Origin of the sequence: Kitasatospora sp. NPDC057936 (genome assembly GCF_042887525.1) — a bacterium.
Taxonomy (GTDB): domain Bacteria; phylum Actinomycetota; class Actinomycetes; order Streptomycetales; family Streptomycetaceae; genus Kitasatospora.
Genome location: NZ_JBHVPD010000130.1, coordinates 1 through 24721 on the forward strand (window position 1 = coordinate 1; position 24721 = coordinate 24721).

The following is a 24721-nucleotide window of genomic DNA, read 5'->3' on the forward strand; positions in this document are numbered from 1 at the left end:
CCCCGCGGGGGGGGGGGGCCCCCGGCGCCCCCCCCCCCCCCCCGGGGGCCCCCGGGGCCGCCCGGGGGCCCCCGTAAAAAAAACTGGGGGGCGGCCCAACGCCTGCTGGCCCCCCCTCCACTGGAGGACCGGCATGCCGGTCTGCGCGTCAGCGCGAGACCTTACCGGCCTTGATGCACGAGGTGCAGACGTTGAGCCGCTTCGGCGTCCGCCCAATCACAGCGCGCACCGTCTGGATGTTGGGGTTCCAACGACGGGGGGTACGGCGGTGCGAGTGGGAGATGCTGTTGCCGAAGCCCGGCCCCTTGCCGCAGACGTCGCAGTTGGCAGCCACAGGAGTCACTCCAAGACTTCAGATCAGTTACGTTCGACAACCCACCAGAACACCGGAACACTCGCGTGAACCGGACCGACCTGGGGGGTGCGCCCGGATTGTTCCAGGCAACCGGAAGAGCATACAACGCTTGCTCCCGTTCAACGAAACTACCATGACCGCCCGGGTGATCGCTCCGGCCGACGGCCCGGGCGACCCCTCCCGGCCCCCGATAACCTGCCGGTATCGCCCCTCGCCGTTCGACCCGAGGCCATCGCGGCGTCCCATCCGGAGGAGACCTGGTGCTGCACACGCTCGACGCCCCGGCCGTGCGCACCTGGTGCCAGCTCGCCCTGCGCGCGCTCGGCCAGGCGCGCGAGGAGATCGACGCGCTCAACGTCTATCCCGTCCCGGACGGCGACACCGGCACCAACCTCTACCTGACCGTCGAGTCCGCCGCCGCCGAGGTGGAGAGCCGCTTCGCCGACCCGGCCGCCGAGCCGGCCCCCGGCCTGGCCGACACCGTCCGGGCGATGGCCCGCGGCGCGCTGGTCGGCGCCCGCGGCAACTCCGGCGTGATCCTCGCCCAGTGGCTGCGCGGCACCGCCGAGACGCTGGCCGACGGCGGCGGCGCCGACCAGCTGCGGGCCGCCCTCCAGCGGGCCGCCGACTCCGCCTACCAGGCCGTCGCGGAGCCCGTCGAGGGCACGCTGCTGACCGTCGCCCGGGTCGCCGCCCGGGAGGCCGTCCGGGCCGGGGACGGACTCGCGCAGGTCGCCGACACCGCGTACCGGGCCGCCAGGGACGCGCTGCGGCACACCCCCGAGCAGCTCGCCGTGCTCGCCGAGAACGGGGTCGTCGACGCCGGCGGGCGCGGCCTGGTGGCCGTCCTCGGCGCGCTCGCCGACGCCGTCGCCGGGCACCAGCCGATGGGACCGGTCGCGCTGCGCGGGGACGTCCGGGCGCTGGAGAGCTGCGAGGCCCGCATGAGGCCGCCCGGCCCCGGCCACCCCGCCTTCGAGGTCATCTACCTGCTGGACGCCCCCGACGACGCCCTGCCCGCGCTGCGCGAGCGGCTCGGCGGGCTCGGCGACTCGCTCGTGATCGGCGGCGGCGACGGCCTGTGGAACGTGCACGTCCACGTGGACGACGCCGGCGCCGCCGTCGAGGCCGGCATCGGGGCCGGCCGGCCGCACCAGATCCGGATCACCCACTTCGCCGAGGCCGCCGCCCGCTCCGGCGCCGCCGCCGAGCCGGGCGAGCGCGAGGAACCGGCCCGCGCGGTGCTCTCCGTGGTGTGCGGCGAGGGCCTCGCCGAACTCTGCGAGCAGGCCGGCGCCGTCGTGCTCCGCGCCGACCCGGACCGCCCCACCGCCAGCGCCGAACTCGCCGCCGCCGTCCGGAGGTCGGGCGCGCGCGAGGTCGTCCTGCTGCTCAACGACCCCGAACTGCGCGCCGCCGCCGGCGCCGCCGCCGACCAGCTCCGCGAGGAGGGCGTGCGGATCGCCGTCCTGCCCACCCGCTCGCCGGTGCAGGGGCTCGCGGCGCTCGCGGTGCACGAGGCCGGGCGCCGCTTCGACGAGGACGTGGTCGCCATGACCTCCGCCGCCGGGGCCACCCGCTACGCCGAACTCGCCGTCGCCGAGGGGGAGTCCTGGACGATGGCCGGGGTCTGCCAGGCCGGCGACGTGCTCGGCCTGATCGACGGGGACGTCGCGGTGATCGGCGCCGGCCCGGCCGAGGTCGGGGCCAGCGTGCTGGACCGGATGCTCGGCGCGGGCGGCGAACTCGTCACCCTGATCCTCGGCGAGGGCGCGGACGACGCGCTCGCCGAACACCTCGTCGCGCACGTGCGCCAGGGCCGGCCCGAGGTGGACACGGTGGTCTTCCACGGCGGCCGGGAGGCGGCCCCGCTGCTGATCGGGGTCGAGTAGGCGCCGGACGGGGCCCGCGGAGCGGCCCGGTCTGTCGGCGCTTTGGTGTAAACAAGGGCCTGATGGGCGCTCTCGATGAACCACTGACCAAGCTCGTCGGCGACCGCACCGCGAAGGTGCTCGCCGACAGCCTCAAGCTGCGCACGGTCGGGGACCTCCTGCACCACTACCCCCGCCGCTACGTCGAACGCGGCCAGCTCACCAGCCTGGACGAGCTGGAGGTCGACGAGCACGTCACCGTGCTGGCCCGGATCGAGAAGGTCACCCTCATCCCGTTCCGCGGCCGCAAGGGCGACCGGCTGGAGGTCGTCGTCACCGACGGCCGCAGCCGGCTCTCGCTGGTGTTCTTCAACCAGGGCTGGCGGCAGAAGGAGCTCAGGTCCGGCGCCCAGGGCCTGTTCGCGGGCAAGGTCAACGTCTTCAACCGCACCCGCCAGCTGGTCTCGCCGGACTACCAGCTGCTCGACGAGGACGCCGGGTCGGATGCCGCGCAGCAGTTCGCCGGCCGCCTCATCCCGGTGTACGGCGCGAGCGCCCAGATGCCCAGCTGGAAGCTGTCGATCTGCATCGACACCGCGCTCACCAAGCACCTCGGCGACGTCGGCGAGCCGCTGCCCGCCGAACTGCGCGAGCGGCACGACCTGATCCCGCTCCCCGAGGCCCTGGAGCTGATCCACCGCCCGCGCGGCCAGGCCGACCGCGAGCGCGCCCAGAGCCGGCTGCGCTGGGACGAGGCCTTCGTCCTCCAGGTCGCCCTCGCCCAGCGCCGGGCCGCCGAGTCCGCGCTGCCCGCCAAGCCGCGCCGGGCGCGCGAGGGCGGCCTGCTGGACGCGTTCGACGAGCGGCTGCCGTTCACCCTCACCGAGGGGCAGCGGAAGGTGTCCGCCGAGATCGCCGCCGACCTCGCGAGCGAGCACCCGATGCACCGGCTGCTCCAGGGCGAGGTGGGCTCCGGCAAGACGCTGGTCGCGCTGCGCGCGATGCTCGCCGTGGTGGACGCCGGCGGCCAGGCCGTCCTGCTCGCGCCCACCGAGGTGCTCGCCCAGCAGCACCACCGTTCGATCGTCGAGATGATGGGCGACCTCGCCGAGGGCGGCATGATCGGCGGCTCCGACCTCGGCACCCGGGTCGTGCTGCTCACCGGCTCGATGGGCGTCCCGGCCCGCCGCCAGGCGCTGCTCGACATGGCCTGCGGGGACGCCGGGATCGCCATCGGCACCCACGCGCTGATCGAGGACAAGGTCCAGTTCCAGGACCTCGGCCTCGTCGTCGTCGACGAGCAGCACCGCTTCGGCGTCGAGCAGCGGGACGCGCTGCGCGCCAAGGGCGACCAGCCGCCGCACCTGCTGGTGATGACCGCCACCCCGATCCCGCGCACGGTCGCGATGACGGTCTTCGGGGACCTGGAGACCTCCGTCCTGGACCAGCTCCCGGCCGGCCGCTCCCCGATCTCCACCCACGTCGTCCCGGCGGTCGAGAAGCCCAACTTCCTCACCCGCGCCTGGGAGCGGGTCCGCGAGGAGGTCGGCAAGGGCCACCAGGCGTACGTCGTCTGCCCCCGCATCGGGGACGAGGAGCCGGTGGCCCCGGCAGCGAACAGCGGGGCCAGGAAGAAGCGGAAGGCGGCCGAGGAGGACTTCGAGGACATCGCCGACGCCGGCGCCCAGAGCGACGAACGGCGGCCCCCGCTCTCGGTGGTGGAGACCGCCGAGAAGCTGGTGAAGGGCCCGCTGAGCGGCCTCCGGGTGGAGATCCTGCACGGCCGGCTCGCGCCCGAGGCCAAGGACGACGTGATGCGGCGGTTCTCGGCGGGCGAGGTGGACGTCCTGGTCGCCACCACCGTGATCGAGGTCGGCGTCAACGTCCCCAACTCCACCGCGATGGTCATCATGGACGCCGACCGCTTCGGCGTCTCCCAGCTGCACCAGCTGCGCGGCCGGGTCGGCCGCGGCAGCGCGGCGGGCCTGTGCCTGCTGGTCAGCGACATGCCCGCGGGCAGCGCGGCCCGGGCCCGGCTGGACGCCGTGGCCGGCACGCTGGACGGCTTCGAGCTGTCCCGGATCGACCTCGAACAGCGCCGCGAGGGCGACGTGCTGGGCCAGGCGCAGTCCGGTGTGAAGTCCTCGCTCAAGGTGCTCTCGGTACTGGAGGACGAGGAGGTCATCCTCACCGCCCGGACGGAGGCCACCCGGCTCGTCGCCGAGGACCCGGAGCTCGCCGCCCACCCGGAGCTGCGCACCGCGCTGGAGAGCCTCATCGACGAGGACCGCGCGGCCTACATGGAGAAGGGCTGAGCGGGCCGGCCCCGGCCGGTCGGGCGGTCCCGCGCGGCCCGGGAATTGTCAGACCCCCGCGAGAGAATGAAGGTGTTCAGGGCGCACCTCAAGGTGCGTACCTGGCGCGACACTTGGGGGTCCTGCCATGGCATTCCGTCATCTCAACGAGCTCCCGCTGGGCGACAAGGTCTTCCGGATCGAACTCGCCAGCGACGACGACCGCGAGGTCACCCTCACCCTGACCGGCTGGCGCGAGGGGGCGGCCGCCGCGCCGCTCGCCTCGGGCAAGCTCCGCCTGCCGGTCGAGGACGTCGCCTCGCTGCGGATCGCGCTCAACCGCGCGCTGCGGGCGCTGGCGATCGTCGCCGACGTCTCCGAGCCCATCCCCGACCGCGACGTGCTGCGCGAGCTGTACCCCGGCCACGGCGCCCCCTGGGTGCCGCAGCACGAGGAGGAACTGGTCCGGCGCTTCCACGACGGCGAGACCGTCGCCCGGATCGCCGCCCGCTTCGGCCGCACGCCCGACTCCGTCCGCACCAAGCTGCGCGAGCTCGGGCACGACCCGCGCCGCCCCGAGTTCTGCCCGCCCGACGGCTGCCTCTCCTGGTCCCGCTACGCCTCGCCGGCCCTGCTCGGCGCGGCGGTCCCGGCGCAGTCGACGGGCTCCGAGGCGAGCTAGACGGTGCCCCGCGGCCCCCGCCGGTACGCCCGGCGGGGGCCGCGCTGCTGTTCGCCCACTCGCCTCCGGTCCGCTCGGGCCCGGCGCCGACGGTCGGCGCTCCCCTGCGGCTCGGGGCGGGTAGCGTGGTCGGGCAGCGACGAAAGGACCTCCCACCACCATGACCCGCGTGATCGCCGGAGCGGCCGGCGGCCGCCGGCTGGCCGTACCGCCAGGCCGGGGCACCCGACCGACCTCCGACAAGGCCCGTGAGGCGATGTTCTCCACCCTGGAGGCGCTGCGCGGCACCCTGCACGGGAGCCGGATGCTCGACCTGTTCGGCGGATCGGGCGCGGTCGGCCTGGAGGCGCTGTCCCGGGGGGCCGATCACGTCCTGCTGGTCGAGGCCGACGGCCAGGCGGCCCGGGTGATCCGCGAGAACGTCCGCACGATCGGCCTGCCGGGCGCGGAACTGAAGGCCGCCAAGGCCGAGAAGGTGATCGCCGGGCCGCCCCCGCAGGCCCCGTACGACCTGGTGTTCCTCGATCCTCCGTACGCCGTCACGGACGACGAGCTGCGCGAGATGCTGATCACACTCCTGGCCGGGGGCTGGCTCGCGGCGGACGCACTCGTCACCGTGGAGCGCAGCACCCGCGGCGGAGAGTTCGGCTGGCCCGACGGCTTCGAGGTGCTGCGCTCCCGCCGCTACGGCGAGGGCACGCTCTGGTACGGTCGCGCCGCCGCCCGCCAGCACGAGTAGCGGGCCGAGGCCCGCAGCAGCCGTCACCCCACGAGGGAGCACAAACGCCATGCGCCGAGCCGTCTGCCCCGGTTCGTTCGACCCGATCACCAACGGCCACCTCGACATCATCGGGCGGGCCTCGAAGCTCTACGACGTGGTGCACGTCGCGGTGCTGATCAACCGGAGCAAGCGCGGCATGTTCAGCGTCGAGGAGCGGATCGGCCTGATCGAGGAGGTCACCGCGGAGTTCGGGAACGTGGTGGTCGAGTCGCACCACGGCCTGCTGGTGGACTACTGCCGCGCGCGCGGCATCCCCGCGATCATCAAGGGGCTGCGGGCCGTCAGCGACTTCGACTACGAGCTGCAGATGGCCCAGATGAACCACGGGCTGACGGGCGTCGAGACGCTGTTCGTGCCGACCTCGCCGACGTACAGCTTCCTGTCCTCGACCCTGGTCAAGGAGGTGGCCTCGTACGGCGGCGACGTCTCGCACCTGCTGCCGGAGACGGTGCACCGCCGGCTGGTCGAGCGGATCGCGGAGCGCAAGGCCGAGCAGTAGTCCGGCCGTTCCCTTCCTACCGCTTCGTCATGGTTTGTCCGTGTCGCCGGGATCCCCCGGGGGCCCGGCCCGGTTCGGGCGTTGTGACCGTGCCCCGCAGTGGCCGTACAGTCTGTATTCCTGCCCTGCGGTGAGGTCCACCGCGCCGGGCCTGCCTCCGCCGGACCGTCGGCGGCACACGGAAAGACGAAGCCCCGTGGACGTGCAGAACAAGGTCGACGAGATCGTGGCGGCGATCGAGAACGCGCGCTCGATGCCGATGTCGGCCTCCTGCGTGGTGAACCGGGCCGAGCTGATCGGCCTGATCAACGACCTGAAGGCGGTCCTGCCCGCCGAACTGGCCCAGGCGCAGTCGGTGATGGCCGACCACGAGCAGGTGGTGGCCGGCGCCCAGGCCGAGGCCGACCGGATCATCCAGGGCGCGCACGCCGAGCGCGGCTCGCTGATCTCGGACACCGAGGTGGTCCGCCGGGCCCAGGCCGAGGCCGACCGGATCCTCGCCGAGGCGCGCTCCGACGTGGACACCAAGCGGGCCGAGGCCGACGACTACGTGGACAGCAAGCTCGCCAACTTCGAGGTCGTGCTGACCAAGACGCTCGGCGCCGTCGGCCGCGGCCGGACCAAGCTGCGCGGCGACTCCAGCGTCTTCGAGAACGAGTACGACGGCGAGACGGACGGCGAGGAGTTCCGGCCGCAGCGGGTCAGCCCGAGCCCCGAGGTCGACGAGTACGTCGATGTGAAGCTCGCCACCCTGGAGAACGTGCTCAGCGCGACCCTGGAGGCCGTCGGCAAGGGCCGCGACAAGCTCCTCGGCAAGCGGCCGATCGACGAGCTGGGCGCCTACCTGGCCGCCGCCGACGAGGCGCAGCAGGCCAAGGAGCGGGCCGAGGCGGTCGCGGCGGGCTTCGCCGCCGAGGGCGACGGCGAGGAGCTCGCCTGGTACCGCGAGGACGTGCCGCAGCAGCAGAGCTGGCCGGAGCAGACCCCGGCCGCGGCCGGCTGGCAGAACCCCGGCGCCGACCAGTACGCGGCGGCGGCCCAGCAGCAGGGCGGCCAGTACGCCGAGGTGTACGGCGGCGGCTTCGACCCGGCCGCCCAGGGCGACCCGTACGCGGCCCAGTGGGCCCAGCAGCAGGACGCCACGGGCGGGTACCCGCAACAGCAGCAGCACGGGGACTACGCGGGCCAGCAGCACGCCGACTACGGCTATCCGCAGCAGCAACAGGGCTACGGCGCGCAGCAGTACGACGCCTACGGCTACCCGCAGCAGCCCGCCGCCCCGCCGGTCGTGCCCCAGCAGCAGCCCGGGCTGGACGAGACGAGCTTCTTCGACACCAGCATGATCGACATGACCAGGCTGCGGGAGCTCGGCGGGCGCTGAACACCGGCCCCGGGGCGTTCCTCCGGGACCGAAGTTGGGCCTGGCGGGAGACTCCGGTAGTCTGACCACTCCGGCCCCTCCATGTCGGACGCTCGGCTTGCCCTCGGGGCGCCGCCGCACATGGGGCCCCACCGATCACCTTCCATGGAAGTCAGGACACCTTGAACCGCCTCGACCACCGCGACCCCCTCGTGTTCGACACGCACGAGCTCGGCCGCCGTCCGGGGTCGATGCGCAAGGTGTCCCGCACCCTGGAGGCCCCCGAGGGCTTCGGCATCATCGACGTGATCGGCGTGCCGGAGAAGAGCGAGGTCCAGCTGGAGCTCCGCCTGGAGTCCGTGGTCGAGGGCGTGCTGGTGACCGGCACCGCCGAGGCCGTGGTCGAGGGCGAGTGCGTCCGGTGCCTGGAGCCCGTCGAGTTCGACATCGACGTGGACTTCCAGGAGCTGTACTACTACCCGGAGTCCGACGAGCGTCACCGCGCCCGGACCACCGGGACCGAGGACCTCGACGAGGACTCGGAAGAAGAGACTTACCGCCTGGAGGGCGATTTCTTCGACCTCCAGCCGGTGCTGCGTGACGCGGTGGTGCTCGCACTGCCGCTGCAGCCGGTGTGCCAGGACGACTGCCTGGGCCTGTGCTCCGAGTGCGGAGCGCGCCTGAGCGACGACCCGGCCCACCACCACGACGCCGCCGACCCCCGGTGGGCGGCTCTGCAGGGACTCTCCGCCGCCCCCGGCGACGAGGGTGACGGGATCAAGAACAGCGACACCCGTGAGGGTGCCGCCGAGAACCAGGAGAAGTAGCCGTGGCTGTTCCGAAGCGGAAGATGTCGCGCAGCAACACGCGCCACCGCCGTTCCAACTGGAAGGCCGTCGTTCCGGCCCTCGTGGCGTGCGACAGCTGCCACGAGCCGAAGCTCGGCCACATCGCGTGCCCCAGCTGCGGCACGTACAACCGCCGCCAGGTCCTCTCGGTCTGATCGGCGGGGTGCACGGATCGATGTCGGACGGTAACTCCACCCGCAAGGCGTCCTCCGCCCCGAAGGGTCCTTCGGGCGGTGGCAAGGCCGGTGGGCCGGCTTCGACCGAATACGACGTCCTGGAAGGGCGCCTCGGGTACACGCTCGAGCGCGCCCTTCTGGTGCGTGCCCTGACCCACCGCTCGTACGCGTACGAGAACGGCGGGCTGCCCACCAACGAGCGCCTGGAGTTCCTCGGCGACTCGGTGCTGGGCCTCGTGGTGACGGACACCCTCTACCGCGTCCACCCGGACGTCCCCGAGGGCACCCTCGCCAAGCTGCGCGCCGCGGTGGTCAACTCCCGCGCGCTCGCGGACGTCGGGCGCGGGCTCGACCTGGGCGTCTTCATCCGCCTCGGCAAGGGCGAGGAGGGCACCGGCGGCCGCGACAAGTCGTCGATCCTCGCCGACACCGTCGAGGCCGTGATCGGCGCCGTCTACCTGGACCAGGGCCTGGACGCGGCGACCGAGTTCGTCCACCGCCTGTTCGACCCGCTGATCGAGGAGTCCTCTCAGCTGGGCGCGGGCCTGGACTGGAAGACCAGCCTGCAGGAGCTCACCGCCTCGGTGAGCATCGGCGTGCCCGAGTACGTGGTCATGGAGTCCGGTCCGGACCACGAGAAGACCTTCACCGCGGTGGCCCGCGTGGCCGGCCAGGACTTCGGCAGCGGCGTCGGCCGTTCGAAGAAGGAAGCCGAGCAGAAGGCCGCCGAGAGCGCCTGGCGCGCGATCAAGGAGAAGTACGCCGACCGGCTGCCCGCCGGCGCGTGACGAGGCAGTAGCCTTCCTCCTGCCGGTCCCTTTCCGCAGGAGGAATGCTGCCTTGCCCGAACTTCCCGAGGTCGAGGTGGTCCGCCGCGGACTGGCGAACTGGGTCGCCGGGCGGACCGTCTCCGACGTCCAGGTCCTGCACCCGCGCGCGGTGCGCCGCCAGCCCGCCGGTGCCGCCGACTTCGCCGCCCGGCTCACCGGGACGACGCTCGGCGCCGCGCAGCGCCGCGGCAAGTACCTGTGGCTGCCGCTGGCCGGCACCGGCTCGGGCTTCTCGCTGATCGGCCACCTCGGGATGAGCGGCCAACTCCTCGTCCAGGCCCCGTCGGTGCCCGACGAGACGCACCTGCGGGTGCGGCTGCGCTTCTCCGACGGCGGACGCGAACTGCGCTTCGTCGACCAGCGGACCTTCGGCGGCCTCGCGGTCGAGGAGGCCGAGGAGGGCGACCCGGAGGGCACGCCGGTCTCCATCGCGCACATCGCCCGCGACCCGCTCGACCCGCGCTTCGACGACGACGCCTTCACGGCCGCGCTGCGCGCCAAGCGCACCACCGTCAAGCGCGCGCTGCTCGACCAGACGCTGATCAGCGGTGTCGGCAACATCTACGCCGACGAGGCGCTCTGGCGCTCCAAGCTGCACTACGACCGGCCGACGGCGACGCTCACCCGCCCGCAGGCGGCCGTGCTGTTGGCCAGTGCCCGGGACGTGATGACCGCGGCGCTGGCCGTCGGCGGCACCAGCTTCGACAGCCTGTACGTCAACGTGAACGGCGAGAGCGGCTACTTCTCGCGGGACCTCGACGCGTACGGCCGCGAGCACGAGCCCTGCCGGCGCTGCGGTACGGCGATCCGCCGGGCCGCGTGGATGAACCGCTCCAGCTACTTCTGCCCCCGCTGCCAGCGGGTGCCGCGGGAGCGCAGCGGGGGCTGACGGGCGGCGCTACTTGTGCGCGAGTTCGGGCTGCTGGTCGGCCGCGTCCCCGAGGGCTCCGTGGTCGCCCTGGCCGAAGTAGGCGACGCCGACGGCGGACACCACCGCGAGCAGGAAGCCGGCCACGCCGAGCCAGCCGAGGCCGGACTTGGAGGAGTCGCCGAGCCACAGCACGCCGACCGCGCCGGGCAGCACCGTCTCGCCGACCACCAGGGCGGCCGTCGCGCCGTTCACCGAGCCGATCTGCAGCGCGACCGTGTGCACGTACATGCCGCCCAGGCCGCCGATGAGGATCGCGTACAGCGCCGGGTCGGAGAGCAGGCCGCCGAGCTCGAACGGCTCGACGCCGTTGAGGATGCGCACGCCGACGCCGAGGGCGCCGAAGCCGAGGCCGGAGAGCAGGCCTGCGACGATCGCGCCCTTCGAGCCCATCCGCCGCACCAGCAGGCCGCCGCCGACCAGCAGGACGGTGGTGATGATCAGCAGCCACCAGTGGAAGGACATCTCCGCGTGGTGGCCGCCCTCGGGGCCGGCCGAGACGGCCAGCAGCACCAGCGCCGAGCAGAGCACGCCGATCGACGCCCACTCCAGCTGCTTGAGCCGGATGCCGAGCAGCTTGATGCTCAGCACCGCGGTGATCACCAGGTTGGCGCTGATGATCGTCTGGGAGAGGAACAGCGGCAGCAGCCGGGCGGCCAGCGCGCCGAGTCCGAAGCCGATCAGGTCGAGCACCGTGCCGAGGATGAACTCCCAGGTGACGGCGGCCTTCGCGGTCGAGGACAGGCTCGGCCCGCCGTGCTCGGTCGTGGCGGTGGAGGCGCCCTTGGCCGCCTCCTCGCGGGCGGACCGCCGGGAACCGACGGCCTGCAGGACCGAGCCGGTGCCGTAACAGGCGGATGCCGCTACGGCGGTGACGAGGCCGATGATCACCGAGCGCTCCGATCAGAGGGGTTGGGGCCACGAGGGGCGTTGGGTCAAGAGCGGGTAATGGACCCGCGGTCCGGGACCACTATGCCCGTCCGCACGATACGGTCAGGACACCCCCTCCGACCGCTGCGGGCCTGCCGGGACGTACGTCCGGCCGCCTGCCGCGGTTCCCGGCGGCAGTCCGCTTCAGGGTGACTTGGGGGAAATCTCATCCCCGAGGAGGGGACGGCCCCGGCGTCCGGCGGGGAATCCCTTCATCACCAGTATGCGAAGGGTATGGCGTGCTTCGCCGCCGGTCGCGGTAGCGTCGGGTGTTATGAGAACCCTTGCTCGACGTTCCCGGGGCACCGGGCCGCTCGCCGTGGTCGCGGCGACGCTGCTCGGGCTTCTGCTTCTGCTCGCCCCGGCGGCCTCCGCGGCCGGTGGCCTGAGCGACGCCGCGGCCACCCTGAAGAAGGGCCAGGTCTACGTCGCCCCGACGATGCTGGACCGCTTCAGCCAGGCGCAGGCGGACGCCCTGACCAAGAAGATCGAGAAGGCCGACAAGCCGATCTTCATCGCGGTCGTCCCCGACAGCGCCAACAAGGACACCATCCTCACCGATCTGCGCACCCTGGTGGGCATCGACGGCGTCTACGGCGTCTGGCGGGGCACCGGCGGCTTCATGGCCCGCTCCGACCGCGGCGCCATGGGCGTCGGCGTCGCGGACCGGATCGGAGGCGCCGTCGCCCGCGCCGACAAGGGCGACATCAACGCGACCCTGAACGACTTCGTCGACCAGGCCGCCCCGCAGACCAAGGGCACCGGGGTGAACCACAGCACCTCGATCGCCTGGGTGGTCATCCCGGTCGTGCTGCTCGCGCTGGCCGGTGCCGGTGTCTTCTTCCTCTTCCGCCGCGCCAAGAAGCGCAAGGAGGAGCAGGCCCGCGCCGAGCTGGAGCAGCTGCGCCGCGTGGTCGACGAGGACATCACCGCCTACGGCGTCGAGCTGGAGCGCCTGGACTTCAACCCGCGCGCCGCCGACGCGGACGACGTCCAGCGCACCGACTACAGCCACGCGCTCGAGTCGTACGAGAAGGCCAAGCGCCTGATGGACGAGGCCAAGAAGCCCGAGGACGTCAAGGTCGTCACCGAGACGATCGAGGACGGCCGGTTCGCGCTGGCCACCCTGGCCGCCCGGCGCGACAAGCGCCCGCTGCCCGAGCGCCGTCCCCCGTGCTTCATGGACCCGCGCCACGGCCCGTCCGTCAAGGACGTCGAGTGGGCCCCGGCCGGCGGCTCCGCCCGCAGCGTCCCGGTCTGCCAGGCGGACGCGGACCGCGTCGCCGCCGGCCTCGACCCGGCCGTCCGCACGGTCGACACCGAGTACGGCCCGCAGCCGTACTGGAACGCCGGCCCGGCCTACGCCCCGTACGCGGGTGGCTACTACAGCAGCTTCGGCGGCGGCCTGCTGCCCGGTCTGCTGGTCGGCACCGTGCTCGGCTCGATGATCAGCAGCCCGGCCTACGCCGCGGCGCCGATGATGGAGGGCGGCCACCACGGCTACCAGGACCAGTACGAGGGCGGCGACTTCACCGGGGCGGACTTCAACGCCGGGGACTTCAGCGGCAGTGACTGGAGCGGTGGCGGCGACTTCGGCGGTGGCGGCGGCGACTGGTGACCCGCTGACCCGACGCGCCGACCCGACGCGCACCCCGCTGCGGCCCCGCCGGATCCTCCGGCGGGGCCGCAGTGCCGTCCGGCCCGGGTTTGAGAACACAACCCTGTGTGGCACGCTGGCGCCGTGACCCCTGACACCCCGGGCCCGCTCCCGTCGCTCCCCGCCGCCCTGCCCGGCCGGCCGTGCTCGATGGCGGCGGCGCTGCACGTCGTCGGCGAGAAGTGGGCCCTGCTGGTGGTCCGGGAGCTGTTCTACGGAAACCACCGCTTCGACCGGATCGCCCGCAACACGGGCGCGCCCCGGGACCGGCTCACCGCCCGGCTGCGGGCACTGGAGGAGGCGGGGATCGTCGAGCGGCGCGCCTACAGCGAGCGGCCGCCGCGCTACGAGTACCACCTCACCGAGGCCGGCCGGGACCTCGCCCCGCTCGCCCACGCCTTGCGCACGTGGGGCGACCGCTGGCTGCTGCCCGAGTCGCCGGTCACCTTCGACCACGAGCCGGAGGGGCACGAGCCGCACGCCTTCGACGCGGCCTGGGTCTGCCGCACCTGCGGCCGGGAGGCCCGGCGCGGCGAACTGCACGCGCGGGTGCACAGCCCGGGGTGGACCGTCGAGGGGCCCGCGGAGCTGTGACCGGGCCCGCGGCCGGTTAGGGTCGGGGCATGCACGGTCGCGACGCCCACAGTGAGGAACCGGTCCGGGTCACCGCCTGGGTCCGGGGGAAGGTCCAGCAGGTCGGCTTCCGCTGGTGGACCAGGGCGCGGGCGCTGGAGGTCGGCCTGACCGGCTACGCGAGCAACCTCGGCGACGGCCGGGTCCAGGTGGTGGCCGAGGGCCTCGCCGCCGACTGCGAGGAGTTGCTCGCCCTGCTCCGCGGCCCCGACACACCCGGCAGCGTGAGCGGCGTGACCGAGATCTGGACCGCCGTCGGCGTCGGCTACGAGGGCTTCGAGATCCGCTGAATTCCGCCGGGGCCGGGCCCCGCACGGCCCCCGGCGAAAAGATCCTCAACCGGCGGTGTCATACGGTTGCCATCCGGGCAGACTCGTGGTTGACTCCGCATCGAACGATGATCCACGAGCACCTGGTGGACCCGGCCCGGACCCCCTCGGCGTGACGACACCGCCAGGCAGGTGACAGGGGCGCGGTAGCGTGCGGTGATCGTGTTGACCCTTTCCGTCTTTGGTGAGACGCTGGAAGCCCGCGCACACGACCGCGTTTTCCCGGTCGGCGCATGCCCTCGTGAGCCCAGCTCACGATGGTTGCGCCGCAGTGCCAAGCCGGCACTTCCGGTGGCGCGCCGCGCGTGCGTCCCCCTTCCCCCTAGACCTGTACCGTTCCGGTTCGGTCACTCAGCGTGGAGGACCATTCATCATGGCAAAGGCGCTTCTCGGGTACGTCGGCGGCCCCGACCCGCGAATGCTCTCCGAGATGCGACGGCTTCAGCAGCGCGTCCAGGACCTTGAAGCCGAGCTCCTTCGGATGCAGGCTGAGAACGACGCTCTCACCGCTGTCGCTGACGAGCACTCGCTGCTCAACAGCATCGATCTGGATCAGCGGGAGCCGGCTCTCACCTGAGTCCCGCCCGGTCCGCGCAGATCGACGCCGCTGTGCACTGAGCCGCCCCGCAAGGGACGCAGCATGCAAGGGACGCCCGGTTGTGGCGTCCCTTCGTCGTGTCCGGGCGCCTTCGGCCGCCCGCCTGCCGGATACAGTCGCCGTCGGGGCCCGTGAACCCCGGCGAGCGATGAGGAGACCGGCCGCGTGCACCTGAAGAGTCTGACGCTGCGCGGGTTCAAGTCCTTCGCCTCCAGCACCACGCTGCGCTTCGAACCCGGCATCACGTGTGTCGTCGGCCCGAACGGCTCGGGCAAGTCCAACGTCGTCGACGCGCTCTCCTGGGTCATGGGCGAGCAGGGCGCCAAGTCGCTGCGCGGCGGCAAGATGGAGGACGTCATCTTCGCCGGGACCAGCGGGCGCGCCCCGCTCGGCCGCGCCGAGGTCAGCCTCACCATCGACAACACCGACGGCGCGCTGCCCATCGAGTACGCCGAGGTGACCATCACCCGGACGATGTTCCGCAACGGCGGCAGCGAGTACGCGCTCAACGGCCAGACCTGCCGGCTGCTCGACATCCAGGAACTGCTCTCCGACTCCGGCATCGGCCGCGAGATGCACGTCATCGTCGGCCAGGGGCAGCTGGACTCCGTCCTGCACGCCGACCCGATGGGCCGCCGGGCCTTCATCGAGGAGGCGGCCGGCGTGCTCAAGCACCGCAAGCGCAAGGAGAAGGCGCTGCGGAAGCTCGACGCGATGCAGGCCAACCTCAACCGCGTCCAGGACCTGGTGGCCGAACTGCGCTGCCAGCTCGGCCCGCTCGGCCGGCAGGCCAGGATCGCCCGTCGCGCCGCCGGCATCCAGGCCGACCTGCGCGACGCCCGGCTGCGGCTGCTCGCCGACGACCTGCTCGTCCTCCGCCAGGCCGTCGAGGCCGAGATCGCCGACGAACTGGCGCTGCGCCTGCGCCGCACCACCGTCGAGCAGGAACTGGCCCGCGCCGTCCAGCGCGAGCGCGTCCTGGAGGCGCAGGTCGAGCAGCTCGGCCCGAGCCTGGAGGCCGCCCGGCAGACCTGGTACCGGCTCTCCGCGCTCGCCGAGCGCACCCGCGGCACGATCGGACTGGCCGAGGCGAGGGCCCGGCACGCCGTCGCCGGGGGGCAGGGCGAGGAACGGCGCGGGCGGGACCCGGAAGAGCTCGAACGGGAGGCCGAGCGCGTCCGCGAGGAGGAGGCCGCCCTCGCCGAGGCGCTGGAGGAGGCCCGGTACGCGCTGGCCGAGGCCGTCGAACGCAAGAACGAACTGGAACGCGACCTGGCCGCCGAGGAGCGCCGGCTGCGGGACGCCGCCCGCGCCATCGCCGACCGCCGCGAGGGGCTCGCCCGGCTCCAGGGGCAGGCGGCGGCCGCGCGCTCCAAGGCCGCGTCGGCCCAGGCCGAGATCGGCCGGCTCACCGAGGCCAGGGACGAGGCGCTGCTGCGCGCGGGCGCCGCGCAGCGCGAGTTCGAGCAGCTGCAGGAACAGGTCGACGGCCTCGCCGGGGACGACGAGCGCGCCGACACCGCCCACGACGAGGCCCGCGCACGGCTCGCCGCCGTCGAATGCGACCTCACCGCCGCCCGGGAGGCCGCCGGCGCCGCCGAGCGCGAGCGCGCCGGGCTCACCGCGCGCCACGACGCGCTGGCGCTCGGACTGCGCCGCAAGGACGGCACGGGCGCGCTGCTCGCGGCGGGGGACCGGCTGACCGGACTGCTCGGCCCGGCCGCCGCACTGCTGCGCATCGCCCCCGGCCACGAGGTCGCCGTCGCCGCCGCACTCGGCGCAGCCGCCGACGCGGTGGCCGTCGACTCGCCGGACGCCGCCGTCGCCGCGCTGCGCCTGCTGCACGCCGACGACGCCGGACGGGCCGCGCTGCTCGTCGCCGGTGCGCCCGAACCCGACCGGGCCGTGACCGAGTTGCCCGCCGGTGCCCGCTGGGCGGCCGAACTGGTGGACGGACCGGCCGAGTTGACCGCCGCCGTGCGCACGCTGCTGGCCGGGACGGCCGTCGTCGGCACCCTCGACGACGCCCTGTCCCTGATCACCGCGCACCCCGCCCTGAGCGCCGTCACCGCCGACGGCGACCGGCTCGGCGCCGGCCTCGCCCACGGCGGCTCCGGCGGCGCGCCGAGCCTGCTGGAGACCCAGGCCGCCGTGGACGAGACGGCCCGCGCGATCGACGAACTCGCCCTCCGCTGCGCCGACGCGGCCGAACGGCTGGCCGGACTCACCGAACTGCGGAGCGGGTCGGCGGCCGAGGTGGAACGGCTGTCCGCCCAGCGGAGGCACGCGGAGAAGGAACGGGCCCAGGTGGCCGGAGCGCTCGGCCGCCTCGGCGGGCAGGCCCGCGCCGCCGCCGGCGAGGCCGAACGGCTGGCGGCCGCCGCCGCCCGGGCGGCGGAGGGCCTCGCCCAACTGCTCGCCACCGCCGGGGAACTGGCCGAACGCCTGGCCGCCGCCGAGGACTCGGCCGACGCGGGGGAGGACGAGCCCGACCCGGCCGAGCAGCAGCGGCTGGCCGGGGCCGCCTCGGCCGCCCGGCAGGCCGAGCTGGAGGCACGCCTCGCCGTGCGCACCCACGAGGAGCGGGTCCGCGCGCTGGCCGGCCGGGCCGACCAGCTGGACCGCGCCGCCCGCACCGAGCGCGAGGCGCGCGCCCGCGCCGCCGAGCGCCGTCGGCGCGCGCAGCACGACGCCGGGGTGGCGAACGCCGTCGCGGCGGGCGCCCGGCAGCTGCTCGCCTGCCTGGAGGTGTCGCTCGCGCGTGCGGACGCCGGGCGGGCGGCCGTCGAACGGGAGCGCGCGGAGCGCGAGGCGGAGCTCCGGGAGCACCGCGAACAGGGCCGCGGCCTCAAGGAGGAACTGGACAAGCTGGTCGACGCCGGCCACCGGGACGAGGTCCTGCGGGCCGAGAAGCGGCTGCGGATCGAGCAGCTGGAGGCCAGGGCACTGGAGGAGTTCGGCATCGACGGCGGCGAACTGCTCGCCTCGTACGGGCCCGACCAGCCCGTCCCGCCGGCCACGCCTGAGGAGGGGCAGGAGCCGGGCGAGCCGTACCCGTACGTCCGGGCCGAGCAGGAGAAGCGGCTGCGGGCGGCCGAGAAGGCCTACCAGCAGCTCGGCAAGGTCAACCCGCTCGCGCTGGAGGAGTTCGCCGCGCTGGAGGAACGCCACCAGTTCCTCGGCGAGCAGCTGGACGACCTCAAGCGGGGCCGGCGCGACCTGATGGACATCGTCCGGGACGTCGACGAGCGGGTCGAGCAGCTGTTCACCTCCGCCTACCACGACACCGCGGCCCAGTTCGAGGGCGTCTTCGCCCGGCTGTTCCCGGGCGGGGAGGGCCGGCTGGTGCTGACCGACCCCGACGACATGCTGACCACCGGCGTCGAGGTGGAGGCCCGCCCGCCGGGCAAGAAGGTCAAGCGGCTGTCGCTGCTCTCCGGCGGCGAGCGCTCGCTGACCGCCGTCGCGCTGCTGGTGGCCATCTTCAAAGCCAGGCCCAGCCCGTTCTACGTCATGGACGAGGTGGAGGCGGCGCTGGACGAGACCAACCTGCGCCGGCTGATCGGGATCATGGAGGAGCTGCGGGAGAGCTCCCAGCTGATCGTGATCACGCACCAGAAGCTGACGATGGAGTCCGCGGACGCGCTCTACGGCGTGACGATGAAGGGCGACGGGATCTCCCAGGTGATCAGCCAGCGGCTGCGGGTGGGGGAATCTCCCGGCAGCCAGGCCGGGGGAGAGGACCGGGAACGGCGCCGGGGCGTGGTGCGGGCCACATCCGCCTAGCCCGGGTGCGGTGCTTCTCGGGCCTCGTCACGGATACTGGGGGAGATATGGAATACGTGATCCTTGCCGTAGTCATCGCCGTGGTCGCCGTCGGCGCGATCGCGGGCCTCGTCGTTTCCGGCAGACGACGCCAGCAACTCCCGCCGAAGTCGCAGGCGCCGGTCATCACGGCGCCGCCGACCACCCCGCGCGAGCCCCAGGTCGGTGAGGAGGCCGCGCCGCCCACCGAGGAGCCGCGGCGCACCGTCGAGGAGGTTCCGCTCCCCGAGACCGCGGAGGCCCCGGAGGCCGTCGAGGTCGCCGAGGCCGAGGCGGCCCCCGCCGTCGAGGTCCCCGAGCCCACCGCCGGCCGGCTCGTCCGGCTGCGCTCCCGGCTCTCCCGTTCGCAGAACTCGCTCGGCAAGGGCCTGCTCTCGCTGCTCTCCCGCGAGCACCTCGACGAGGACACCTGGGAGGAGATCGAGGACACCCTGCTGACCGCCGACGTCGGCGTGGCCCCCACCCAGGAGCTGGTCGAGCGGCTGCGCACCCGGGTGAAGGTGCTCGGCACCCGCACCCCCGACGAGCTGCGCGCGCTGCTGCGCGAGGAGCTCGTCGAGCTGGTCGGCAAGGACGCCGACCGCACCGTGCGCTCCACCAAGCACGAGGAGGGCCCGGCCGTGGTCCTGGTCGTCGGCGTCAACGGCGTCGGCAAGACCACCACCACCGGCAAGCTGGCCCGCGTCCTGGTCGCCGACGGCCGCACGGTCGTGCTCGGCGCGGCCGACACCTTCCGCGCCGCCGCCGCCGACCAGCTGCAGACCTGGGGCGAGCGGGTCGGCGCCCGGACCGTGCGCGGTCCCGAGGGCGGCGACCCGGCCTCGGTCGCGTTCGACGCGGTCAAGGAGGGCATCGCCGAGGGCGTGGACACCGTCCTGGTGGACACCGCCGGCCGGCTGCACACCAAGACCGGCCTGATGGACGAGCTGGGCAAGGTCAAGCGGGTCGTCGAGAAGCACGGCCCGGTGGACGAGGTCCTGCTGGTGCTGGACGCCACCACCGGTCAGAACGGCCTGATCCAGGCCCGGGTGTTCGCCGAGGTGGTCGACATCACCGGCATCGTGCTGACCAAGCTGGACGGCACCGCCAAGGGCGGCATCGTCGTCGCGGTCCAGCGCGAGCTGGGGGTGCCGGTCAAGCTGATCGGCCTCGGCGAGGGCGCGGACGACCTGGCGCCGTTCGAGCCGGGCGCGTTCGTGGACGCGCTGATCGGGGACTGAGCCCCCCGGACACGGTGAAGGGTCCGCTCCCCGTTGGGGGCGGGCCCTTTGTGCTGGGCTCGGGTGGTTCCGGGCTCGGGTCATGTGAGCTCGGGTGATGCTGGGCCCGGAGTCGCGCCGAGCTCGGTCGTGCTGGGCTCAGGAGGCCATCCAGGCCGGCTCCGCGGTGCGCTCGCGGCCGCGGTGGCAGGCGTAGGCGAGGGTGCCCAGCAGCAGCCGGGCCTCGGGCGGACAGCCCGCGTTGTCCCGGGTCGGGCGGCGCAGCCAGCGCACCGGGCCGAGGCCGGGCAGGACGGTCGGCGGGGCGGCGACGTAGCTGCCCTCGCCGTGGCAGGCCAGGTCGAGCGCGGCGTCGTCCCAGCCCATCCGGTACAGGAGGTCGGGCAGGCGGCGGGCGGTGCCGGGGGCGACCAGGAACTGCAGCCGGCCGGTGGGGGCGGTCAGCACCGGGCCGACCTGGGTGCCCATCCGCTCCAGCCGGACGAGCGCCTGGACGCCGGCCTGCTCGGGGACGTCCAGGACGTCGAACGCCCGGCCGGTGGGGAACAGGACGGAGCCCTCGGCGTCGGCGGTGTGCACGACGGCCTCGCAGCCGGGCACGGGGTGCAGGCCCGGGGCGGCGCAGCGGGCGGTGCCGCACTGGCAGGCGGCCGGGGCGTTGCCGGCGGCCCGGCCGGTGACGGCGACCGCCCAGCCCCAGCGACCGGTGTACTCCGCGGCGGCCTGGGACGCGGTGACCTTGGTGCGGCGGCGCGCGCCCAGCGGAGCCAGCCGCAGGTGCCCCAGTCGAAGTTCGCCGAACAGGTTGTCCATGCCTCCCCCAACAGGTTCTCGTTGCCGATGGTTACGGGATGGTGACTTTGCGTTGATTGTCCGTTGCGTGGTGCGTTGTGCGGGTGCGGCGCGCAGCGCGTGGCGTGCGCCTTTTGCGGTGGTGCGCCTCGGGCGCCGCCTTGTGGCGGCTGTGCCGATGCCGGATCGTCGTGTGCGCGAGGCGGCCGTCGAGCTGGGCGGACGGCAAACTCGCCGGTGGCCGTGGCGGTCCGTCGGGACCGCCGGGATTGCTCGGGGACTTGGCGGCCCGCATATGCCGACCGCCGCGACTACCTAGTGAAGCGTGTGCCCCCTTGCTTCGGTTCACTCCTGGGGGTGGCGAAAGGTGGCGTTTCGCCAGGGGCCGTCCCGCGGACCCTCGGCGGGGCATTACGTTCAGCACACGGGCGTCGTCGGGGAGTCAGCTCCGAGCCGCAGGGGCGCGGGAGTTGGGCGAACTGACGCCCCGTCCGGAGTCGTGGCACACCAGTGCGAGAGAGGGGTGCGGCGGCGCCGCGGCACGGCACGTCTGGCAACAGCCCGCAACCGTCGGGCGATGACGATCGGGGGCCCTCCGGGGCCGGGCGGGATGGGACGTTCCCCATGGCAGAGAAGCAACCCAACGAGAAGCTGACCACGTGGTTCGCCCGCAGCGGCTGGTCCAAGGGGGAGTTGGCCCGCCAGGTCAACCGCCGGGCCCGGCAGATCGGCGCCCACCACGTCTCCACCGACACCTCCCGCGTGCGGCGCTGGCTGGACGGCGAGCAGCCGCGCGAGCCGATCCCCAAGATCATGTCGGAGCTCTTCTCCGAGCGCTTCGGCTCGGTCGTCTCGATCGAGGACCTCGGCCTGCGCGCCGCGATCCCGGTCTCCACCGTCGGCGGCGGCGTGGACCTGCCGTGGAGCGCCCCGCAGACCGTCCAGCTGATCAGTGACTACTCCCGCAGCGACCTGATGCTCAACCGCCGGGGCTTCCTCGGCACCTCGCTGGCGCTGACCGCCGGCGCCGCCCTGATCGAGCCGATGCAGCGCTGGCTCGCCCCCGGCCCGAACGGCACCCCCACCCCGATCCTGACCGCGGCCAACGGCGGCGAGGCGTTCACCGGCCGGCTGTCCGAGCCCGAGCTCGAACTGCTGGAGCAGACCACGGTCATGTTCCGCCAGTGGGACGCGCAGAACGGCGGCGGGCTGCGCCGCAAGGCCGTCGTCGGCCAGCTGCACGAGGTCACCGACCTGCTCCAGGAGAGCTACCCCGAGCAGACCACCCGGCGGCTGTTCCGGCTCACCGCCGAACTCGCCCACCTGGCCGGGTGGATGTCCTACGACGTCGGCATGCACCCGAGCGCGCAGAAGTACTACGTGCTCGCGCTGCACGCCGCCAAGGAGGCCGGCGACCGCCCGTTCGGCGCGCTGATCCTCACCGACATGAGCCGCCAGATGATCCACCTCAACCGTGGCGAGGACGCCCTGGAGCTGATCCACCTCGCCCAGTACGGCAGCCGCGACACCGCCACCCCGCGCCAGCAGGCCCTGCTGTACGCGATGGAGGCGCGCGCCTACGCGACCATCGGCGAGGTGAACCGCTGCGCCCGGGCGGTGCGGCTGGCCGAGGACACCTTCACCGACATCCGCGAGGGGGACGAGGAGCCGGACTGGCTGAAGTTCTTCTCGCCCGCCGAGCTGAACGCCGAGAACGCGCACTCCTTCCGCGACCTCGCCTACCACTCCGACAACTCCGAGCTGTACGCGTCGATGTCCGCGCCGGTGATGGAGCGCGCGGTGGACCTGTTCCGCCAGGACGGCGACCACGTGCGCTCGTACGCCTTCAACCTGATCGGCATGGCCAGCGTGCACCTGCTGCAGAAGGAGGCCGAGCAGGCCGCGCTGATGGCCGAGCAGGCGGTGGACATCGCGACGAAGGTCCGCTCCGAGCGGCTGAACTCGCGGGTGCGCAAGACCACGGAGGCCGCGGCCGTCCGCTTCAAGGGCGTGGACGCGGTGAGCCGCCTGAAGGAAAGGGTCGTCCAGGACATCCCCGAGTACGTCTCGGTGGTCTGAGCCACGCCCCCGCCGGACTCCACCGACCGTGACGGCCGCCGCCGCCACGGTCGGTGGCGGTTGCGGCACCGGGCGTGGCGTGCGGCGGCACGGTAACCCATCCGGACCCCCGACGGGGCTGCGGTTCACGCAGGTGTAACCCGCGCGTCGCACGCGTCACGGCCGCGAAACAACCGGCCGCACTGGCCGAAACCCGCCTTCGGCACTCTCCTCTTCATCGCCGACACCCCGGGTGGCACGGGACAGGTACCCGGGTGGTGGATCGGCTTTCACGCAGAGGAGACGCCGATGCCGGACGGCTTCAGCGCGGGCGACACCGCCTTCGTGCTCATCAGTGCGGCCCTGGTCATGGTGATGACCCCGGGCCTGGCCTTCTTCTACGGGGGCATGGTCCGGGCCAAGAGCACACTCAACATGCTGGCGATGAGCTTCCTCTCGCTCGGCATCGTCACGGTGCTCTGGGTCCTCTACGGTTACTCGCTCAGCTTCGGGCCGGACGCCGGCTTCGGCCTGATCGGCAACCTCGACTTCCTCGGGATGCGCGGGATCGGCCTGAACGAGCTGTCGGGCACGATCCCGGTCACGGCCTTCTCCGTGTTCCAGCTGATGTTCGCGATCATCACCCCGGCGCTGATCAGCGGCGCCATCGCGGACCGCGCCAAGTTCGCCGCCTGGGGCCTGTTCGTCGCGCTCTGGGTGTCCGTCGTCTACTTCCCCGTCGCGCACTGGGTGTTCATGGTGGACGGCGGCAAGGGCGGCTGGCTCGGTGACCGCAACGGCGTCATCGACTTCGCCGGCGGCACGGCCGTGCACATCAACGCCGGCGTGGCCGGACTCGCGCTCTGCCTGGTGCTCGGCAAGCGGATCGGCTTCAAGAAGGACCCGATGCGCCCGCACAGCCTGCCGCTGGTGATGCTCGGTTCCGGCCTGCTGTGGTTCGGCTGGTTCGGCTTCAACGCGGGCTCGGCACTGGCCGCCAACGGCGTCGCGGCGATGGCCTTCGTCAACACCCAGGTGGCGACGGGCGCCGCGCTGGTCGGCTGGCTGGTCTTCGAGAAGCTCAAGCACGGCGCGTTCACCACCCTGGGCGCCGCCTCCGGCGCGGTGGCCGGCCTGGTCGCCATCACCCCGGCCTGCGGCTCGGTCAGCCCGCTCGGCGCGGTGGCGATCGGCCTGATCGCGGGCGCCGTCTGCGCCGCCGCCATCTCCCTCAAGTACCGCCTCGGCTTCGACGACTCGCTCGACGTGGTGGGCGTGCACGCGGTCGGCGGCGCGATCGGCTCGCTGCTGATCGGCCTGTTCGCCACCGGCGGGGTCGGCCAGACCGCCAAGGGCCTGTTCTACGGCGGCGGTCTCGACCAGCTCGGCAAGCAGGCGCTCGGCGTGTCCGTGGTCGCGGCGTACTCCTTCGTCGTCTCCTGGCTGCTGGCCAAGGCGATCGACAAGACGGTCGGGTTCCGGGTCAGCGAGGAGGTGGAGGTGGCCGGCATCGACCAGGCCGAACACGCCGAGTCCGCCTACGATTTCAGCGCGGTGGGCGCCGGTCTGGCCCGGGCCCTCGCCCCGGCCGCGGCCTCCGCGGCGACCACGGCCCAGAAGCCCGACGTTCAGAAGCCCGCCGCCCCGACTGCCGAGAAGACCGAGGTCGACGCCCGATGAAGCTCATCACCGCCGTGATCAAGCCGCACCGCCTGGACGACGTGAAGGCCGCCCTGCAGGCCTTCGGGGTGCACGGGCTGACCGTCACCGAGGCCAGCGGCTACGGCCGCCAGCGCGGCCACACCGAGGTCTACCGCGGCGCCGAGTACACCGTGGACCTCGTGCCCAAGATCCGGATCGAGGTCCTGGTCGAGGACGACGACGCCGACCAGCTGATCGACGTCCTGGTGAAGGCGGCCAGGACCGGCAAGATCGGCGACGGCAAGGTGTGGAGCATCCCGGTCGACACGGCCGTCCGGGTCCGCACCGGCGAGCGCGGACCGGACGCGCTCTGACGACATGACGCACCGCGGGCGGGCCCGCGACCCCCAGGGG

The 24721-nt window shown here is 73.4% G+C and carries 22 protein-coding genes; 19 read left to right on the top strand and 3 right to left on the bottom strand.

Translation table 11 applies throughout. From position 1 onward, the window contains the following. Positions 1–148: 148 nt before the first annotated feature. On the bottom strand, positions 149–334 hold the full coding sequence (rpmB, locus tag ACFVU9_RS41195; RefSeq protein ID WP_014138233.1) for a 50S ribosomal protein L28: 186 nt from the start codon (positions 332–334) through the stop codon (positions 149–151). A 281-nt stretch (positions 335–615) separates the two neighbouring features. Here rpmB and ACFVU9_RS41200 point away from each other — a divergent pair, with 281 nt between their 5' ends. From ACFVU9_RS41200 to mutM, 10 genes are all read left to right on the top strand, one after another. Further along, a complete protein-coding gene (locus tag ACFVU9_RS41200; protein WP_380445669.1) occupies positions 616–2247 on the top strand; it encodes a DAK2 domain-containing protein in 1632 nt (543 codons plus the stop codon). 62 nt (positions 2248–2309) lie between these two features. Further along, the gene (gene recG / locus ACFVU9_RS41205) at positions 2310–4541 is read left to right on the top strand and encodes an ATP-dependent DNA helicase RecG (protein WP_380445668.1); all 2232 of its coding nucleotides are present in this window, start codon (positions 2310–2312) and stop codon (positions 4539–4541) included. A 127-nt stretch (positions 4542–4668) separates the two neighbouring features. Further along, positions 4669–5202, top strand: coding sequence for a hypothetical protein (locus tag ACFVU9_RS41210; RefSeq protein ID WP_329929722.1), 534 nt, complete (start codon positions 4669–4671; stop codon positions 5200–5202). A gap of 160 nt (positions 5203–5362) precedes the next feature. After that, a complete protein-coding gene (gene rsmD / locus ACFVU9_RS41215) occupies positions 5363–5941 on the top strand; it encodes a 16S rRNA (guanine(966)-N(2))-methyltransferase RsmD (RefSeq protein WP_380445667.1) in 579 nt (192 codons plus the stop codon). A gap of 49 nt (positions 5942–5990) precedes the next feature. Next, positions 5991–6482 (top strand): pantetheine-phosphate adenylyltransferase, encoded by a 492-nt coding sequence (coaD, locus tag ACFVU9_RS41220; protein ID WP_380445666.1) that lies wholly within the window; start codon positions 5991–5993, stop codon positions 6480–6482. Between the two features lie 196 nt (positions 6483–6678). After that, positions 6679–7863 (top strand): ATP synthase F0 subunit B, encoded by a 1185-nt coding sequence (locus ACFVU9_RS41225; RefSeq protein ID WP_380445664.1) that lies wholly within the window; start codon positions 6679–6681, stop codon positions 7861–7863. A gap of 161 nt (positions 7864–8024) precedes the next feature. After that, positions 8025–8669: a YceD family protein gene (locus ACFVU9_RS41230; RefSeq protein ID WP_380445663.1), complete on the top strand. Its 645-nt coding sequence runs from the start codon at positions 8025–8027 to the stop codon at positions 8667–8669. Positions 8670–8671: 2 nt separating this feature from the next. Continuing rightward, positions 8672–8845 carry a 50S ribosomal protein L32 gene (gene rpmF, locus ACFVU9_RS41235; RefSeq protein ID WP_188303282.1) on the top strand — a complete coding sequence of 58 codons (174 nt, stop codon included), beginning with the start codon at positions 8672–8674 and terminating at the stop codon, positions 8843–8845. A 20-nt stretch (positions 8846–8865) separates the two neighbouring features. Next, on the top strand, positions 8866–9654 hold the full coding sequence (rnc, locus tag ACFVU9_RS41240; protein ID WP_380445662.1) for a ribonuclease III: 789 nt from the start codon (positions 8866–8868) through the stop codon (positions 9652–9654). A gap of 52 nt (positions 9655–9706) precedes the next feature. Next, positions 9707–10585 (top strand): bifunctional DNA-formamidopyrimidine glycosylase/DNA-(apurinic or apyrimidinic site) lyase, encoded by an 879-nt coding sequence (gene mutM / locus ACFVU9_RS41245; protein ID WP_387602567.1) that lies wholly within the window; start codon positions 9707–9709, stop codon positions 10583–10585. Between the two features lie 9 nt (positions 10586–10594). On the opposite strand, the gene ACFVU9_RS41250 is transcribed toward mutM, so the two are convergent. Beyond that, the gene (locus tag ACFVU9_RS41250) at positions 10595–11515 is read right to left on the bottom strand and encodes a hypothetical protein (protein WP_380445659.1); all 921 of its coding nucleotides are present in this window, start codon (positions 11513–11515) and stop codon (positions 10595–10597) included. 313 nt (positions 11516–11828) lie between these two features. Between ACFVU9_RS41250 and ACFVU9_RS41255 the strand changes: the two genes are divergently transcribed. The 6 genes from ACFVU9_RS41255 (at position 11829) to ftsY (ending at position 19816) form a co-directional block, all read left to right on the top strand. Continuing rightward, positions 11829–13172, top strand: coding sequence for a hypothetical protein (locus ACFVU9_RS41255; protein ID WP_380499190.1), 1344 nt, complete (start codon positions 11829–11831; stop codon positions 13170–13172). 123 nt (positions 13173–13295) lie between these two features. Beyond that, positions 13296–13805 (top strand): winged helix-turn-helix transcriptional regulator, encoded by a 510-nt coding sequence (locus ACFVU9_RS41260; protein WP_380445657.1) that lies wholly within the window; start codon positions 13296–13298, stop codon positions 13803–13805. A 29-nt stretch (positions 13806–13834) separates the two neighbouring features. Then, complete coding sequence (locus ACFVU9_RS41265) at positions 13835–14134, top strand: acylphosphatase (protein ID WP_380445656.1); 300 nt, start codon at positions 13835–13837, stop codon at positions 14132–14134. 412 nt (positions 14135–14546) lie between these two features. Further along, positions 14547–14750 carry a hypothetical protein gene (locus tag ACFVU9_RS41270; RefSeq protein ID WP_045702518.1) on the top strand — a complete coding sequence of 68 codons (204 nt, stop codon included), beginning with the start codon at positions 14547–14549 and terminating at the stop codon, positions 14748–14750. 186 nt (positions 14751–14936) lie between these two features. Then, positions 14937–18557, top strand: coding sequence for a chromosome segregation protein SMC (smc, locus tag ACFVU9_RS41275; RefSeq protein WP_387602572.1), 3621 nt, complete (start codon positions 14937–14939; stop codon positions 18555–18557). A 47-nt stretch (positions 18558–18604) separates the two neighbouring features. After that, positions 18605–19816 carry a signal recognition particle-docking protein FtsY gene (gene ftsY, locus ACFVU9_RS41280; protein ID WP_380445654.1) on the top strand — a complete coding sequence of 404 codons (1212 nt, stop codon included), beginning with the start codon at positions 18605–18607 and terminating at the stop codon, positions 19814–19816. Positions 19817–19954: 138 nt separating this feature from the next. Here the strand turns inward: ftsY and ACFVU9_RS41285 are convergent, their stop codons facing one another. Beyond that, entirely contained in the window at positions 19955–20629 is a 675-nt protein-coding gene (locus ACFVU9_RS41285) for a bifunctional DNA primase/polymerase (RefSeq protein ID WP_380445653.1), read from the bottom strand. A 603-nt stretch (positions 20630–21232) separates the two neighbouring features. On the opposite strand from ACFVU9_RS41285, the gene ACFVU9_RS41290 reads away from it, so the two are divergent. The 3 genes from ACFVU9_RS41290 to ACFVU9_RS41300 all read left to right on the top strand — a co-directional run bounded on the left by ACFVU9_RS41290 (position 21233) and on the right by ACFVU9_RS41300 (position 24681). Next, the gene (locus tag ACFVU9_RS41290) at positions 21233–22687 is read left to right on the top strand and encodes a hypothetical protein (protein ID WP_380445652.1); all 1455 of its coding nucleotides are present in this window, start codon (positions 21233–21235) and stop codon (positions 22685–22687) included. A 288-nt stretch (positions 22688–22975) separates the two neighbouring features. Continuing rightward, entirely contained in the window at positions 22976–24346 is a 1371-nt protein-coding gene (locus tag ACFVU9_RS41295; RefSeq protein ID WP_380445651.1) for an ammonium transporter, read from the top strand. Continuing rightward, positions 24343–24681 (top strand): P-II family nitrogen regulator, encoded by a 339-nt coding sequence (locus ACFVU9_RS41300; protein WP_218207157.1) that lies wholly within the window; start codon positions 24343–24345, stop codon positions 24679–24681. The genes ACFVU9_RS41295 and ACFVU9_RS41300 overlap by 4 nt, the downstream gene beginning before the upstream one ends. Positions 24682–24721 lie beyond the last annotated feature (40 nt).

Coding starts and splice junctions, on each gene's coding strand:
- ACFVU9_RS41290 (WP_380445652.1), top strand. CDS start 21,233: ATGGCAGAGAAGCAACCCAACGAGAAGCTGACCACGTGGTTCGCCCGC.
- rsmD (WP_380445667.1), top strand. CDS start 5,363: ATGACCCGCGTGATCGCCGGAGCGGCCGGCGGCCGCCGGCTGGCCGTA.
- ACFVU9_RS41255 (WP_380499190.1), top strand. CDS start 11,829: ATGAGAACCCTTGCTCGACGTTCCCGGGGCACCGGGCCGCTCGCCGTG.
- ACFVU9_RS41265 (WP_380445656.1), top strand. CDS start 13,835: ATGCACGGTCGCGACGCCCACAGTGAGGAACCGGTCCGGGTCACCGCC.
- ACFVU9_RS41285 (WP_380445653.1), bottom strand. CDS start 20,629: ATGGACAACCTGTTCGGCGAACTTCGACTGGGGCACCTGCGGCTGGCT.
- coaD (WP_380445666.1), top strand. CDS start 5,991: ATGCGCCGAGCCGTCTGCCCCGGTTCGTTCGACCCGATCACCAACGGC.
- ftsY (WP_380445654.1), top strand. CDS start 18,605: ATGGAATACGTGATCCTTGCCGTAGTCATCGCCGTGGTCGCCGTCGGC.
- ACFVU9_RS41210 (WP_329929722.1), top strand. CDS start 4,669: ATGGCATTCCGTCATCTCAACGAGCTCCCGCTGGGCGACAAGGTCTTC.
- ACFVU9_RS41270 (WP_045702518.1), top strand. CDS start 14,547: ATGGCAAAGGCGCTTCTCGGGTACGTCGGCGGCCCCGACCCGCGAATG.
- rnc (WP_380445662.1), top strand. CDS start 8,866: ATGTCGGACGGTAACTCCACCCGCAAGGCGTCCTCCGCCCCGAAGGGT.
- ACFVU9_RS41295 (WP_380445651.1), top strand. CDS start 22,976: ATGCCGGACGGCTTCAGCGCGGGCGACACCGCCTTCGTGCTCATCAGT.
- ACFVU9_RS41300 (WP_218207157.1), top strand. CDS start 24,343: ATGAAGCTCATCACCGCCGTGATCAAGCCGCACCGCCTGGACGACGTG.
- recG (WP_380445668.1), top strand. CDS start 2,310: ATGGGCGCTCTCGATGAACCACTGACCAAGCTCGTCGGCGACCGCACC.